This is a genomic window from Rhodococcus chondri (genome assembly GCF_036327435.1).
Lineage (GTDB): Bacteria > Actinomycetota > Actinomycetes > Mycobacteriales > Mycobacteriaceae > Rhodococcus > Rhodococcus chondri.
Window position 1 is genome coordinate 1 of sequence record NZ_JAUZMZ010000044.1, and the last position, 14704, is coordinate 14704.

The 14704-nt window shown below is 67.9% G+C and carries 17 protein-coding genes; 9 read left to right on the forward strand and 8 right to left on the reverse strand.

Features of this window, described 5'->3' with window-relative positions; translation table 11 throughout:
- On the reverse strand, window positions 1–3089 hold a 3089-nt coding region (locus Q8814_RS09970; RefSeq protein ID WP_330151852.1), incomplete at its 3' end, for a DEAD/DEAH box helicase.
- 35 nt (window positions 3090–3124) lie between these two features.
- Window positions 3125–3736, reverse strand: a complete 612-nt coding sequence (locus Q8814_RS09975; RefSeq protein WP_330151853.1) for a TetR/AcrR family transcriptional regulator — start codon at window positions 3734–3736, stop codon at window positions 3125–3127.
- A 97-nt stretch (window positions 3737–3833) separates the two neighbouring features.
- Here Q8814_RS09975 and Q8814_RS09980 point away from each other — a divergent pair, with 97 nt between their 5' ends.
- The gene (locus Q8814_RS09980; protein WP_330151854.1) at window positions 3834–4538 is read left to right on the forward strand and encodes an SGNH/GDSL hydrolase family protein; all 705 of its coding nucleotides are present in this window, start codon (window positions 3834–3836) and stop codon (window positions 4536–4538) included.
- 2 nt (window positions 4539–4540) lie between these two features.
- Here the strand turns inward: Q8814_RS09980 and Q8814_RS09985 are convergent, their stop codons facing one another.
- A complete protein-coding gene (locus tag Q8814_RS09985; RefSeq protein ID WP_330151855.1) occupies window positions 4541–5101 on the reverse strand; it encodes a hypothetical protein in 561 nt (186 codons plus the stop codon).
- A gap of 83 nt (window positions 5102–5184) precedes the next feature.
- On the reverse strand, window positions 5185–6561 hold the full coding sequence (locus tag Q8814_RS09990; protein WP_330151856.1) for an FAD-binding oxidoreductase: 1377 nt from the start codon (window positions 6559–6561) through the stop codon (window positions 5185–5187).
- Between the two features lie 169 nt (window positions 6562–6730).
- Here Q8814_RS09990 and Q8814_RS09995 point away from each other — a divergent pair, with 169 nt between their 5' ends.
- The 4 genes from Q8814_RS09995 (at window position 6731) to Q8814_RS10010 (ending at window position 8780) form a co-directional block, all read left to right on the forward strand.
- A complete protein-coding gene (locus Q8814_RS09995) occupies window positions 6731–6988 on the forward strand; it encodes a DUF7218 family protein (RefSeq protein ID WP_330151857.1) in 258 nt (85 codons plus the stop codon).
- Window positions 6989–7000: 12 nt separating this feature from the next.
- Window positions 7001–7930 (forward strand): hypothetical protein, encoded by a 930-nt coding sequence (locus Q8814_RS10000; RefSeq protein WP_330151858.1) that lies wholly within the window; start codon window positions 7001–7003, stop codon window positions 7928–7930.
- An 80-nt stretch (window positions 7931–8010) separates the two neighbouring features.
- A complete protein-coding gene (locus Q8814_RS10005) occupies window positions 8011–8349 on the forward strand; it encodes a hypothetical protein (protein WP_330151859.1) in 339 nt (112 codons plus the stop codon).
- The gene (locus tag Q8814_RS10010) at window positions 8346–8780 is read left to right on the forward strand and encodes a pyridoxamine 5'-phosphate oxidase family protein (protein WP_330151860.1); all 435 of its coding nucleotides are present in this window, start codon (window positions 8346–8348) and stop codon (window positions 8778–8780) included. The genes Q8814_RS10005 and Q8814_RS10010 overlap by 4 nt, the downstream gene beginning before the upstream one ends.
- 1 nt (window position 8781) lies before the next feature.
- Here Q8814_RS10010 and amaB read toward each other — a convergent pair whose 3' ends face one another.
- The gene (gene amaB, locus Q8814_RS10015) at window positions 8782–10287 is read right to left on the reverse strand and encodes an L-piperidine-6-carboxylate dehydrogenase (RefSeq protein ID WP_330151861.1); all 1506 of its coding nucleotides are present in this window, start codon (window positions 10285–10287) and stop codon (window positions 8782–8784) included.
- A 36-nt stretch (window positions 10288–10323) separates the two neighbouring features.
- On the opposite strand from amaB, the gene Q8814_RS10020 reads away from it, so the two are divergent.
- The 4 genes from Q8814_RS10020 (at window position 10324) to Q8814_RS10035 (ending at window position 13500) form a co-directional block, all read left to right on the forward strand.
- Complete coding sequence (locus Q8814_RS10020) at window positions 10324–10773, forward strand: Lrp/AsnC family transcriptional regulator (RefSeq protein ID WP_330151862.1); 450 nt, start codon at window positions 10324–10326, stop codon at window positions 10771–10773.
- A gap of 68 nt (window positions 10774–10841) precedes the next feature.
- Window positions 10842–12221 carry an L-lysine 6-transaminase gene (lat, locus tag Q8814_RS10025; RefSeq protein ID WP_330151863.1) on the forward strand — a complete coding sequence of 460 codons (1380 nt, stop codon included), beginning with the start codon at window positions 10842–10844 and terminating at the stop codon, window positions 12219–12221.
- Between the two features lie 31 nt (window positions 12222–12252).
- A complete protein-coding gene (locus Q8814_RS10030; RefSeq protein ID WP_330151864.1) occupies window positions 12253–12648 on the forward strand; it encodes a pyridoxamine 5'-phosphate oxidase family protein in 396 nt (131 codons plus the stop codon).
- 18 nt (window positions 12649–12666) lie between these two features.
- Entirely contained in the window at window positions 12667–13500 is an 834-nt protein-coding gene (locus tag Q8814_RS10035) for a tyrosine-protein phosphatase (RefSeq protein WP_330151865.1), read from the forward strand.
- Window positions 13501–13521: 21 nt separating this feature from the next.
- Here Q8814_RS10035 and Q8814_RS10040 read toward each other — a convergent pair whose 3' ends face one another.
- From Q8814_RS10040 to Q8814_RS10050, 3 genes are all read right to left on the reverse strand, one after another.
- Entirely contained in the window at window positions 13522–13818 is a 297-nt protein-coding gene (locus tag Q8814_RS10040; RefSeq protein WP_330151884.1) for a VanZ family protein, read from the reverse strand.
- Between the two features lie 72 nt (window positions 13819–13890).
- Window positions 13891–14304 carry a DUF1707 SHOCT-like domain-containing protein gene (locus tag Q8814_RS10045; protein ID WP_330151866.1) on the reverse strand — a complete coding sequence of 138 codons (414 nt, stop codon included), beginning with the start codon at window positions 14302–14304 and terminating at the stop codon, window positions 13891–13893.
- A 14-nt stretch (window positions 14305–14318) separates the two neighbouring features.
- Entirely contained in the window at window positions 14319–14699 is a 381-nt protein-coding gene (locus tag Q8814_RS10050) for a DUF1707 SHOCT-like domain-containing protein (RefSeq protein WP_330151867.1), read from the reverse strand.
- Between the last annotated feature and the right edge of the window lie 5 nt (window positions 14700–14704).

The window sequence follows — 14704 nt, forward strand, 5'->3', positions numbered from 1 at the left end:
GCCGCGCCCCCGGCGCTGGTGCCGGGGCCGTGCGTGCGGGCGTGGCGGCCGACGAGATCCCCGAGGGGATCGGCGACCGGTTCGACGAACGCGGTGGGCACCCCGATCGGCAACGGCACTCCGAGCGCGTCGCGCAGCCGGGCAGCGTCCTCGACGGCCACCCACCAGTGCGCACCGGCGAACGACACCTGCAGCACCCGGCGCTGGTCGGCGAGCTCGGCCAGCCACTCCGCGGGCTCGCCGGTGGTGCGGTCGCGCAGCTCGGATTCGGTGAGCGGCCCCAGGAGCCGGAGCAGGTCGGCGACGCCTTCCGCGTCGCGGGCGCGTCGGTCGGGAAGCAGCCGTTGCAGCTCGAGTTCGGCCTGCGCGATCACGGCGGCGTCGAGCAGCTCGCGCAGTTCGACCCGGCCCAGCAACTCGGCGAGCAGCGACGAATCCAGCGACAGCGCCGCCGCGCGGCGCTCGGCGAGGGGGCTGTCGCCTTCGTAGAGGAACGCGCCGACATAATCGAAGAGCAGCGACGAAGCGAACGGCGAGGCGGTGGCCGTCTCGACCTCGACGATCCGGATCTGCCGTCTCGCGATCCGGCCGAACAACTCGCGCAGCGCGGGCAGGTCGTACACGTCCTGCAGGCACTCCCGCACCGTCTCGAGCAGGATCGGGAAGCTCGGGTACCGCCGTGCCACATCGAGCAACTGCGCCGAGCGTTGCCGCTGCTGCCACAGCGGTGCCCGCTTCCCGGGGTTGCGGCGCGGCAACAGCAACGCGCGGGCCGCGCACTCGCGGAATCGCGAGGCGAACAGCGCCGAGCCGCCCACCTGCTCGGTCACGAGATCCTCGATCTCGTCGGTGTCGAACGCGAAGATCTCCGCTCCGGGCGGATCGTCCTCGGTGTCGGGAAGACGGACGATGATCCCGTCGTCGGACGGCGTGGGGTGCGAATCGACACCGAAACGCTCGAGCAGCCGCGCGCCGACCGCGAGGGCCCACGGCGCGTGGACTCGCAACCCGAACGGGGAGTGCAACACCAGCCGCCAGTCGCCGAGCTCGTCGCGGAACCGTTCGACGACGAGGGTCCGGTCGGTGGGCAGCTGCCCGGTCGCCGCACGCTGCTCGGCGAGCAGCCGGATCAGGTTCGTGGTGGCGTTGTCGTCGAGACCGCCCGCCCGGCATCGGGCATCCGCGTCCTCGGGCGACGCATGGCCGAGTTCGCGGAGGAAGGCGCCCAGCGCGGCACCGAGCTCTGCGGGCCTGCCCTGACTGTCGCCGTGCCAGAACGGTAACCGGCCGGGCCGGCCGTAAGCGGGGGTCACGAGCACCCGGTCGAAGGTGATCTCCTCGATCCGCCAGCTGGTCGCGCCGAGCGCGAACACGTCGCCGACGCGCGACTCGTACACCATCTCCTCGTCGAGTTCGCCTACGCGGGTGTTCTTTTCGCCGACCATGTACACGGCGAACAGTCCCCGGTCGGGGATCGTGCCGCCCGATGTCACGGCCAGACGTTGGGCCCCGGGCCGGCCGGTGAGGACGCCCTCGGTGCGATCCCACACCACGCGTGGGCGCAACTCCGCGAACTCGTCGGACGGGTATCGGCCCGCGAGCAGGTCCAGGACCGATTCGTATACCGCTCGCGACAACGACGAGAACGAACCGCACCGGCGGACCGTGTCGAACCAGTCGTCCACACCGACAGGTTCGAGCGCGGTCGCAGCCACGGTCTGCTGCGCCAGCACATCGAGCGGGTTCGCGGGAATCCGCAGCGCCTCGATCTGTCCGGCGACCATCCGCTCCACCGTCACCGCGCAGTGGATCAGGTCGGTGCGGTGTTTGGGGAACAGCACGCCGCGTGAGGTCTCACCGACCTGGTGCCCGGCCCGGCCCACCCGCTGCAACCCACCCGCGACGGACGGCGGTGCCTCCACCTGGATCACCAGGTCGACGGCACCCATGTCGATGCCGAGCTCGAGGCTCGACGTCGCGACGACGCACCGTAGCCGGCCCGACTTGAGGTCGTCCTCGATGAGCGCGCGCTGATCTTTGCTCACCGAACCGTGGTGTGCCCGGGCGAGCAGGGGTTCGGCGCCGAAATTCACCTCCGACGAAGGTCCGAGCTGCGCCGGTGGTGCCCCGTCCCGATCGACGGCCGCGCCGATGCGTTCGGCATGGATTTCGTTGAGCCGGGCGGTCAGCCGCTCGGCGAGCCGGCGGGAATTGGCGAACACGATCGTCGACCGGTGCTCGGTGACGAGATCGACGATCTGCTCCTCGACGTGCGGCCAGATCGAGCCCGCCTGTGGTGGAGCCGCGAAGGTGTCGTCGGTGGGGTCGTCCCCGGCGACCCCGAGCTCGGTCATGTCCTCGACCGGCACCCGCACCGCCAGATCCCATGTCTTCACCGACTGGGGCGCGACGATGCGGATGGGTGCTTCGCCGGCCAGGAATCGGCCGACCTCCTCGTGCGGACGCACGGTCGCGGACAGCCCGATCCGCTGAGCGGGCCGGGGCAGCAGCAGATCGAGCCGTTCGAGCGAGAGCGTGAGGTGAGCCCCCCGTTTGGTGCCGGCGACGGCATGCACTTCGTCGACGATCACGGTGTCCACACCGGCGAGGGTCTCGCGGGCCGACGACGTGAGCATCAGGAACAGGGATTCGGGGGTGGTGATGAGAATGTCGGGCGGGGTGCGCACAAGCCTGCGGCGGTCGGGTTGCGACGTGTCGCCGGAACGCACCCCCACGGTGATCTCGGGTGGGGCCTGGCCGAGCCGCTTCGCGGTCTGCGTGATCCCGACGAGCGGCGACCGCAGGTTGCGTTCGACGTCGACGCCCAGCGCCTTGAGCGGCGAGATGTAGAGAACACGGGTGCGGTGCTCGGGCGAGGAATGCGCCTTCGCAGGGGACGCGGCCAGCCGATCGAGCGACCACAGGAATGCCGACAGTGTCTTCCCGGATCCGGTGGGCGCCACGACGAGGGTGTGCGAACCCGACGAGATCGACTCCCATGCCCCGAGTTGCGCGGGAGTCGGCGCCTCGAAGGCGCCCGCGAACCACTCCCGGGTCGGGGCGGAGAAACGATCGAGCACGTCGGTCACCCGTCCATGGTGCACCCGGTGTCCGACACGGTGTCCTACGTGCCGAGAATGCGGTCGACGATCGCCCGCGCAGTCGGCACGGCGCGGGCGTCGTCCAGGCGCAGCGCGGTGTTGGCAGCCGACAGGACGGCGTCGATCTCGAATGCCACCTCGTCCGGGTCGAGTCCCGGGGCGGCCGCGCCCGCCTGTTGCGCATGCAGAAACTCGCGGGCCAGCAGCTCGAGCCAGTCCCGGCGGTCGCGGGTGAGTGCGTCGCGCACCGGACCGGGCCGGCTGTCGAACTCGGGGATGGTGGCGGCCCGGAAGCAGCCGCCCGGAAACGCAGGCTCGGTCGCGTAATCCAGCCATCGGTCGATCAGTACGCGAAGACGCGACATCCCCGCCGGTTCGCGCAGCGCAGGTCGGACGACGCGCTCGATGAACACCTCCCGGGCCGCGTCCACCGCGGCGACCTGCAGATTCTCCTTGGTGCCGAACAGCGTCGCGACGCCGCTCTTGCTGAGGCCGAGGTCCGTTGCGAGCCGTCCGATGCTCAAGCCGGTCAGGCCTTCGACCGAGGCCACGTCCACTGCGTGCCGGGCGATGGTCGCGCGTGTGCGCGCACCCTTGATCAGCCGAAGGTCCGTCGTCGGTGCCGATTCCGTCACGGAGGGATCCTCTCACGTCTTGTCAAAGTGGACGAACGGTCGTACTTTTATATGTACGACCGATCGTACGCTTTCGAATTCCCGAGGAGGAAATGCCATGACATACCCGACTCCGATGATGGCGACGTCGCGCTGGACCGAGGCGACCGACCCGATGTGCCTGCCACCGCACGCACAGACAGCGCTACTGGTCGACGCCACCTGGACCCGATACGCCGTCATGGGCGACTCGATCGCCGAGGGGACCGGCGATGCCAGCCCCGGCTACACGACGTCTCCGTGGGCGGATCGCGTCGCCGCGGCCCTGCGTACCGTGCACCCCGATCTGGACTACCTCAACACCGGTCGCATGGGAGCGACCAGCGGCCGGGTGGTCGAGACCCAGTTGTCCACCGTGCTGGAGTTCGGTCCCGATCTGATCCACATCACCTGCGGGTCCAACGACCTGTGGTCGCCGGAAGCCGACCTGCGCCGCACGGCCGACAATCTCGAGTTGCTGTTCTCGGCGGCCTACGACAGCGGCGCTACCGTCACCACACTGACGCTGGCCGATGCGTTCGTCGGCGAGGACATGCTCCGGATGCGCGACGGCGTCATCGCGGTCAACGAACTGGTCCGGAACCTCGCCGCGAAGTACGGCGCCGTGCTGCTGGACTTGTGGAACCACCCGCTGCGGCTGCGCCCGGAGTTGCTCAGCGCCGATCGGATCCATTTCACCATGAATGGGCACGCGGTCCTGGCATCGGAAATGGTTCGCGCGCTGCATGATCGGCTGATCCGGAGCGCGGATGCGAAGTCGTGAAGCTACTCGATGGCGAACATGGCGAGCTGCGGGCAGTGCGTATCGGCCCATTTGTTCCGGCCGGTGTTCATCAGGCCGGTGACCAGCTCCCGCGCGGCGGGGCGCCAGGGAAGCGCGTCGAACTGTTCCCGGCTGTCCGGGGTCTCGGTCCAGCCGATCGACATGAGCCCGTCGCGCGGGCGGAAGCGCAGCGCCGGTAACCCGGCCGCGACCTGCTCGATGCTCGCCCCGCAGGCCTGTTCGAGGGCCTGGACGGAGACGGTGACATAGCCGCCCACGCGACGGTTGCCCGAGCGGGGAGTCTCGATGAACAGGCACGCGACCTCGAGATCGCCCGCGTGCACGCTGACCATGCGGTGCCCGTGTTCCGTCGCGTCGGCGGAGGGCAGGCACGACACCGACCAGTACTCGCGTTCGCGCATCCTCGCGCTCGGCACCGTCGACTGCACATAGTCGCGCAACCACGCTGTGACGAACTCGAACTCGGGATACTGCTCGAGTTCCCGATAGCGGGTATCGCGCAACGGCAGGTCGACGGCAGCAGCGGCTGTGCGGGTGTTCACGCGACGATTATGGCGGGCGGCGACGCGAATCGGTACGGAGGTTCCCCTGGGTGGGTGGATCGACCCTTCCGCCGAGGTGTCCGTCACAGCACCACCCCCGGGTTGAGTATCGAATTGGGATCCAGCGCGTCCTTGATCCGGCGGGTCAGGGCCATGACGTCCGGCCCGACCTGATCGGGCAGCCACGCCTTCTTCAACCGGCCGACTCCGTGCTCACCGGTGATCGTGCCACCCAGTTCGATAGCCAGATCCATGATCTGCCCGAACGCCACCTGCGCCCGAGCGGTCATGTCCTCGTCGGCAGGATCGAACACGATCAGCGGATGGGTGTTCCCGTCTCCGGCGTGCGCGATCACCGCGACCGTGACGTTCTGCCGGTCGGCGATCTCGGCGATTCTCGACACCAGTGCCGGGAGAGCGGGCAGCGGCACCCCGACATCTTCGAGCAGCAGACTGCCGGTTCGTTCGACCGCCGGAATCGCCATGCGCCGCGCCGCCGCGAACGCTTCTCCCTCCTCGGGATCGTCCGTCGCGAACACTTCGTCGGCGCCGGCATCGCGGCAGGCCTGCACCATGGTCGCGATCTCCCCGGCCGCCGCCGCGCCCGGCGCGTCCGACCGGGCGATGAGCATGGCTTCGGTGGTGCGATCGAGACCCATCCGCAGCATGTCCTCCACCGCACAGATCGAGGCCCGATCCATGAATTCGAGCATCGCCGGGCGCAGCGATCCGGTGATCGCGACCACCGCGTCCGCAGCGGCCTGCACCGAACCGAATGTGGCGACCATCGTCGACGCCGGGGGCTGCGGGGGTAGCAGACGCAGCGTCACTTCGGTGATCACGCCGAGTGTGCCCTCGCTTCCGACGAACAGTTTCGTCAGCGACAGACCGGCGACGTCCTTGAGTCGCGGACCGCCGAGCCGAACCGCCGTGCCGTCTGCCAGCACCACTTCCAGTCCGAGTACGTAATCGGTGGTCACGCCGTACTTCACGCAGCACAGGCCACCCGCATTGGTGGCGGCGTTTCCGCCGATCGTGCAGATCTCGAACGACGACGGATCCGGCGGGTACCACAGGCCGTGCTCGGCGGCGGCCTTCTTGACCTCGACGTTGAGCAGGCCGGGCTGCGCGACGGCGGTGCGCGTCGTCGTGTCGATCGTGATCGCCCGCATCTTTTCGGTACTCAACACGATTCCACCCTCGACACCGCCCGAGCCACCCGACAGGCTCGTGCCGGCCCCGCGCGGCACGACGGGTACGCCGTACGCGTTCGCCCAGCGCAGCGTGGCCTGTACGTCGGCGGTCGAGGCGGCGCGCACCACCGCGCGCGGTACGGCGGCGTCGGGATCCTGGGCGCGGTCCTGGCGGTAGCCGGCGAGGATGTCCGGGTCCGTGACGACCGCGCCGGCGGGGAGGTCGCCGGCCAGTGCGCTCAGGTCGGCGCCGAGGTGCGTCGTCATCGGAGACATGCACCATGGTCTACCACAAGATGTGGCCTGTGCCACATCGGTGATCATCGGTGTCGTGGGGCGGCGAGAGACCGCCGGGATCGGCTCCCGCGTGAGGATTGGGCCCGATCGGATACGGGTACTTCTGCGGATACGAAAACCGGCAAGAGAGGGGACGGTCATGCCGAATTCGTCGATCAAGAACGAGAAGATGTACGAGGAACTGCGGGAGGACGGAGCGTCCAAGGAAAAGGCCGCCCGGATCTCCAATGCCGCCGCCAACCGCGGAAAGTCCGACGTGGGCCGCAAGGGCGGCAAGTCCGGGTCGTACGAGGACTGGACCGTCGGAGACCTGAAGAAGCGCGCGAAAGAGCTCGGCATGCACGGGTACTCGGACATGCGTAAGGGCGAGCTCGTCGACGCACTGCGCAACCACTGACGGCGGAACGAGATGGGGGCGAGCGTCGACGGGGACCGGTTGTTCCTCGAATTCCCGACGGTCCACGCCGACGCGGAGCTCACCGTCTCGTTCCATCGCACGGTCCGGGTGCCCGACGACGGCAGGAGTTACCCGCTGCCGCCGAGTCTCGGCCGGTTCCCGTTGCGGGTCGTCGAGGGCGGTCTCGTCCTTCCGGTGTGGCAGTCCGAAGCGTGCTGGATCAAGTTCGATTCCCGGTACCCCTTCCTGGTGAAGGTCGGCTCCGGCCGAATCGATGCCGTGACCGGCAGGCCGTGGAACGCGACGCCGGATTTCGAGGCCGAGGACTACTTCGAGGTTCCGGCGCAGCCGTGGATCGACGGGTTCTGCGTCGCGCAGGGCACCGTGCGACAGTTCGTCGCCGCTCCGCTCGGCCGTGGCGACACGGTCGAGGAACAACTCGCCTCCGGCACCCCGCTCGGCGGCGTGCAGATCGTCGCGTATCCCATCCGACCGGAGATCTGGGACGAACGCAAGAGGCTCGAGGTGCGGCAGCCGATACAGGCCTTCACTGCGGTATCCGCGCCGATGGGGTTCGGTGCCGGCGGCGCGATCGACCAGGGCATCGCTACGCCCGTCGAGCCGTCCGGCGCGTGGGATCTCGACCATCGGTCGACGGTGCACGTACGACTCGCGAACAGCGCCGAATGGGAGACGTTGACCGGAAGTCCGCCTCCCACCGAACCGACCAGCGCCGCCGAATACACGAAGCGGGGCTTCCCGTGGTTCGAACTCTACGACGAGGGCACTGCCCGGCAGGGTTCGCCGGAACTCGCCGAGGTGGAAACCGTGACGCAGAGGGCCGAGCGGCGCGGTGACGAGCCACCGGCCGGCAACGAAAGCATCGAGGTACCGGAACCCATCCGGATCCGTCGCCGTCGCGAACGACCGGACCCGATCTGATGGAACTTCGAAATCTGTTTCGGCAGAAGAACTTCGCGCCAGCGGGACGAATCACTCAACGGGTCGAGCCGGATTCTCTCGTGGCCGATCTCGAACGACGTGGTCGTGCCGCTGTCGCGTTCGCGTGCGCCGGCCGGGTGGAGGTGCTCCCGGCGCGGGTCGTGCGGAACGGCGACGACCTTGCCGTCGGACTCCGCGCACGGTTCGTTCCCGCCGACGCGGTGTTCGATCGGATCACGCTGATTCTCGACGACGGCACCTTCTGGTTCGAACTGCGGGCGGTGAATCAACGCGGCCGTCTCGACCCGATCACCACGCCGCCACCGGGTATGTCCGAACAACTCCGATGGTTCGCTTTCCACCCCACTCGGGCGAGCGCATGGGACTACAGCACGCTTCACGAGGAGCACGACGAGTGATCCCGGCAGATCCCGTCAAGCGGATGTTTCTCGAACGCACCATGGTGGCGCGGGTGGCCACCCTGTCGCCGCGGGGCCGGCCCGCGATGACCCCGCTGTGGTTCGTCGTGCATCGGGGCCGGCTCTATCTCGGTACCGGACGGGGCACGGTGATCGCGCGGAATGCGGCAGTGAACCCGGAGGTCACCGTGCTCTTCGACGTCGGCCGTCCGGACTGCATGCTGCGCGTGCGGGGCCGTGCGCGCGTGCACGACGGGGCGCCGTCGGCCGCCGTCCTGCTTCGCATGGCGTGCAAGTACTACGTGGCGGGTTGGCGCTCCGAACTCCGGAACGCCCGCAAATGGGGACTGCGCACGCGGTACTACTCGCAGGCCGAGGGTGTCACGATCGAGATAGATCCTGCGCGAGCCGAACTGGTCCCGGTCCCGTAGGTCACCCGAATTCGACCCCCTGGGCGAGGGGGAGTTCGTCGGAATAGTTGACGGTGTTGGTGGCACGTCGCATGTAGGTCTTCCACGAGTCCGAACCCGACTCGCGACCGCCGCCCGTTTCCTTCTCTCCGCCGAACGCGCCTCCGATCTCCGCGCCGGACGTACCGATGTTCACGTTGGCGATCCCGCAATCCGATTGCGCGAGAAAGCGTTCCGCTTCGCGCTGGTCGAGGGTGAAGATCGACGACGACAACCCCTGCGGCACACCGTTGTGCAGCGCCACCGCGTCGTCGAAGTCGTCGTAGGTCAGCACGTAGAGGATGGGGGCGAACGTCTCCTCGCGCACCACATCGGTCTGGTCCGGCATACGGACCAGGGCGGGGGAGACGTACACCCCACCGTCGGGACCGTCGACCCGCTCACCGCCGGTGACCAGAATGCCGCCGTCGTCGTCCGCACGATCGAGCGCCGCGCGCATCGCCTCGTACGAGTGGTCCGAGATCAGAGGACCTACCAGCACACCCTCGTCGAACGGATTGCCGATCCGCAGACCCGAGAAGGCGGTCGCGATGCGCCCGGTCAGATCGTCGGCGAGCGAACTGTGCACGATGAGCCGACGCAGCGTCGTGCAGCGTTGTCCTGCGGTCCCGGCCGCGGCGAACACCACTGCGCGCACCGTCAGATCGAGGTCCGCGGACGGTGTGACGATCGCGCCGTTGTTGCCTCCGAGTTCGAGCAGGCAGCGTCCGAACCTCGCCGCGACACGTGGCCCCACGATCCGGCCCATCCGGATCGAACCGGTCGCGCTGAGCAGCGCGATGCGAGGGTCGTCGACGAGAGCCTCCCCGACGGCCGCGTCGCCGAGCAGTACGTGATGCAGGCCTTCGGGGGCTCCCACCTCCGCTGCGGCACGTCGGAGCAGCGCGTCGCAGGCCAGCGCCGTCAGCGGGGTGACCTCCGACGGCTTCCATACCACCGGATCGCCGCACACCAGCGCGATCGCGGTGTTCCACGACCACACGGCAACGGGAAAGTTGAATGCGGAGATCACGCCGACGACACCGAGCGGGTGCCAGGTCTCCATGAGTCGGTGCCCGGGACGTTCGGACGGCATCGTGCGGCCGTACAGCTGTCGAGACAACCCCAGCGCGAAGTCGCAGACGTCGATCATTTCCTGAACCTCGCCGAGGGCCTCGGACGGGATTTTTCCGACCTCGAGCGTCACCAGTTCTGCGAGGTCGGACTTGTGCTCGGTGAGCAGTTCGCCCAGCCGCCGTACGAGTGCGCCGCGTACCGGTGCCGGTGTCGCACGCCAGCCCGCGAAGGTCTCGGCGGCGTTCGTGATCGCCGCGTCCAGTTCGGTAGCCGAGGTCGGGTGCAGACGGACGAGTTCGGTCCCGTCGATCGGAGTCGTGACGACCAGCGACCCGTCGGCCGCGAGGTTGTCGACACCGCAGCGGGCCAAGGCGTCGGCGGCACGTGCGGCATATTGTGCGGTCGTATTCATCGGTGGTGGTCCTTCCGGCTCGGCTAGCCTGCGCTGGTGGTGGATTCCTCGAAAGACTCGCTCGACGACATCGATCGGTTGCTACTGCGCGAACTCGTGGCCGATGGCAGGGCAACACTGTCGGCCTTGGCGGAGAAAGCCGGGTTGTCGATCTCGGCCGTGCAGTCGCGGGTGCGCCGACTCGAGTCGCGGGGGGTGATCCGTGGGTACACGGCGCAGGTGGATCCCGAGGCGCTCGGCCGGATGCTCTCGGCGTTCGTGGCGATCACTCCTCTCGATCCCTCTCAACCCGATGATGCCCCGGCGCGGCTGCGGCACATCGATGCCATCGAATCCTGTCACTCGGTGGCCGGCGACGAGAGCTACATCCTGCTGGTGCGTGTCGCGTCACCGCGCGAGCTCGAACGGCTCCTGCAGGAAATCCGTGCGACAGCGAATGTTGCGACGCGCAGCACCGTCATTCTTCAGACATTTTACGAACAGTAACGCTCCGACAGGAATGATTACGGTTCAATAGCCGTACGACCACAAATGTTTTGGGTACCCTCGGAGGTATGAGCACTACGGTCCGCGACGAGAGCTTCGGCCCGGGTAGGGCCCCGAACCGCTCCGGTGATGTGACGCCGGCGCAGGTCCACCGAATTCTCGGTGCCCATCTGCTGGCCGACGGGTTCGATCTGGTGCTCGACCTCGAGCGGTCTCGCGGCGTGCGCCTCGTCGACCGACGCGACGGCGCGGTCTATCTCGACATGTTCGGGTTCTTCGGGTCGTCCGCGCTCGGAATGAATCACCCCGCACTGGCGGACGATCCGGACGCGGCCGCCGAACTCGCCGCGGTCGCCGCGAACAAGCCCAGCAACTCCGACATCTACAGCGTGCCCATGGCTCGTTTCGTGGACACGTTCGACCGCGTGCTCGGCGATCCCGCATTGCCGCACCTGTTCTTCGTCGACGGAGGCGCGCTCGCTGTCGAGAACGCCCTCAAGACAGCGTTCGACTGGAAGAGCCGGCTCAACGAGTCCCGCGGTCTCGATCCGGCTCTGGGCACACGCGTGCTGCATCTGACCGAGGCGTTCCACGGTCGCACCGGCTACACCATGTCGCTGACCAACACCGACCCGGTCAAGACCGACCGTTTCCCGAAATTCGCCTGGCCGCGCATCGACGCCCCCTATCTTGCCGACGGCCGCGACATCGACGCTGCCGAAGCGCACGCACTCGACCAGGCGCGCCGCGCATTCGACGAGTACCCCCACGACATCGCGTGCTTCATCGCCGAACCCATTCAGGGCGAAGGCGGCGACCACCACTTCCGTCCCGAGTTCTTTCGTGCGATGGCCGAGCTGTGCCGCGAGAACGACGCATTGCTCGTCTTCGACGAGGTACAGACCGGCTGCGGTACCACCGGCACCAACTGGGCGTTCCAGCAACTCGAAGTGATGCCCGACATCGTCGCGTTCGGCAAGAAGACGCAGGTCTGCGGCATCATGGCCGGTGGCCGCATCGACGAGATCGAAGACAACGTGTTCGCTGTCGCATCGCGACTGAACTCGACGTGGGGAGGCAACCTCACCGACATGGTGCGTGCGCGCCGCATTCTCGAGGTCGTCGAGCGCGAGGGTCTCGTCGCCCGCGCCCGCAACACCGGATCGCACCTGCTGGACACGCTGCAGCAACTGGCCGGACGGCACCCCGAAGTCACCGAACCCCGCGGTCGTGGTCTGCTGAGCGCGATCACGTTGCCGTCGACCGAACTACGCGACGAAGCGCTGCGCCGCCTGTACCACGACGAACACGTGATCATGATCGGCTCCGGAACCCGAAGCGTCCGCTTCCGGCCGCCGTTGACGGTCACCACCGACGAGCTCGACGAGGCGGTCGCCGCCCTCGACCGCGTCCTCTCCGCCTCGACGGGCCACCGCACCGACTCTTGACCCGAGGATCATCCGCACTCACGCTGGTGTCGTGAGCATCAAGGTCGACCTCGACGCACTCGCCGCCACGCTCGGCGACTACGGATACGCATATCTCCTGACCACCGGTGCCGACTCCCGGCCCCATGCGGTCGCGGTGACGCCGGTCCTCACCGACGGGACGTTCCGCATCGACCGACCGGGCCGCCGGACCAGTGTCAACGCCGAAGCGCACTCCACTGTGTCGCTCGTGTACCCGCCGGCAATGCCCGGGGGATATTCGCTGATCGTCGACGGTGACGCTGCGGTAGACGGTGACGCTGCGGTAGAGGCACCGGCACTGCACATCCGCCCGACGTCGGCGGTGTTGCATCGGCCCGCGACAGACGAGCATCCCGCGACGAATCCGGGATGCGAAGCGGACTGCCGGCCGCTGCCGAACGGGTAGCAGCGTAACTTGTTCGCCATGACCGATGCAGCGGCCGACGACACCGTTACCGAGACCACTTTCGCGATTCCCTCGCTGGTCAACCTCCGGGACATCGGCGGACATCCCAGCACCTTCGGTGGTGTCGTCCGCACCGGCGTGGTGTTCCGGTCCACCGATCTGAGCCGGCTCACCGACACCGATCGTGAGACCCTTGCCGCCCTCGACATCTCGGTGGTGTTCGATCTTCGCACCGCGGCCGAGCAGGAACTGCGACCCGATCGCGTGCCCGACGGTGCACGGTACGTCGGATTGGACGTTCTCGCCGACCGGCAATCGGGCTCGATCGCGGCCTCCCTCGTCGACATCGTGGCGGATCCGGTCGTTGCCGCCCGCGAGTTCGGTGAGGGTCGCGCCGAGCAATATCTGCTCGAGAGCTACCGCGACTTCGTGACGATGCCCAGTGCGGCCACGTCCTATCGCCGTCTCTACACGGGGATTGCGCACGGTGACGTGCCTGCACTGATCCACTGCAGCGCCGGCAAGGACCGCACCGGGTGGGCGTCGGCCGCTTTGCTGATGTTTGCCGGTGCACCCGAGGATGCGATCTTCGTCGACTACCTGAAGACGAACGAGTTGCTGCTCCCGAAATTCGAGGAGTTGTTCACCCGCTTCGAGGAACTGGGCGGCGACCGCGGCCTGCTCACGCCGATGCTCGGTGTGCAGCGCAAATATCTCGAGGCTTCGATCGAGGAGGCGCTCACCCGCTACGGGACGATCGACGAATACTTCGCGGAGGGCCTCGGACTCGACGACGACACGCTGCAGGCGCTACGCAATCGTCTCGTGGCCACCGAGGATTCGGTCGCCTGAATCCTCACCGCCAGAACGGCACTACACCTTGCGCGTACCACGGCCGCGGCGGCGCCACACCTCGAAAATCGCGAGGCCGATGACGACGCCGATGATGTCCGCACACCAGTCCCACACCGAGCCGGATCTGCGCACCGCCACGGTCTCCTGCAGGATCTCGGTGAGTATCCCGTAGAGCGCGAGCCAGCCGAGCGTCCACGCCGGATGTATTCGCGCATAGCGTGAGCAGAACGCGAGGACCGCGAACATCAATGCGTGCGTGACCTTGTCGGCGTGGGGAAGATCGGACGGCACGGTACCGCCGGGAGACAACAGCATCACGGTGATCACGGCCGTCGCCGTGACGAGAGGCAGCACACGGCGACGAGGCCGAGCGAAGGCACCCACAGATCAGCTGTTCTTCTTCTTCTTGATCTTCTTCACGTCGTCCTCGTCGTCATCGCGACCGGCGTAGAGGACGATGCTCACGGCGGGGATCAGAAGAAACCACAGCCAGCTGTCGAATGCGAAGAACAACAGCAGCGCGACGAACGGGGTCAGCCCGACCACGATCTCGCGCCACCGGTCGGAGAACATCGATTCGGACCGAGACTTCTGCCCGGTGTCCGGAACGTCGGAGTTCGGCGCGGGCAGGTCGGCGAACAGGACTTCGAGGTCGCCGCGAGTCAGCGCCGCGGCAGCTCTGGTGCTGCGCTCGTCGAACTCGGCCACGGTCAGGCGGCCCACGCTGAAATGCTTACCGAGCAGATCGAGTGCCTGCGCCCGCTCGGAGTCGCCGATGCGGATTTCGGGGGAGTCGGCCATGGCGAGAAGACTAGTCACCCGGCGCCGGTGTCGTCGGTGAGGAGCCGGTAGCCGCGCCGCCCCACCATGTAGAGCACGCTGAGAGCGATGAGTATCGCGATCGGATGACGGAGCACGAGGATCAGCAAGAACGCGAGGAACACGAAGGGCAGCAGGGTCACGAGGCCGATCAGGATGTTCTCCCGTGAAGCCGGGGGAGCCAGCCACGCCGGAGCGGAGGGCAGGTCGTCGAACAGGGGCGCGAGATCACCGCGGGTGCGCGCCTCCATTGCGAGGGCGATGCGGTCGTCGAACTCGACCAGTGTGAGCCGGCCGGCCGAGAAGTGGTCGCCGAGCATGGCCACCGCTTCTTCGCGTTCGGCGGTTCCGATGCGCATCTCGAGTGGATCGGCCATGGTTC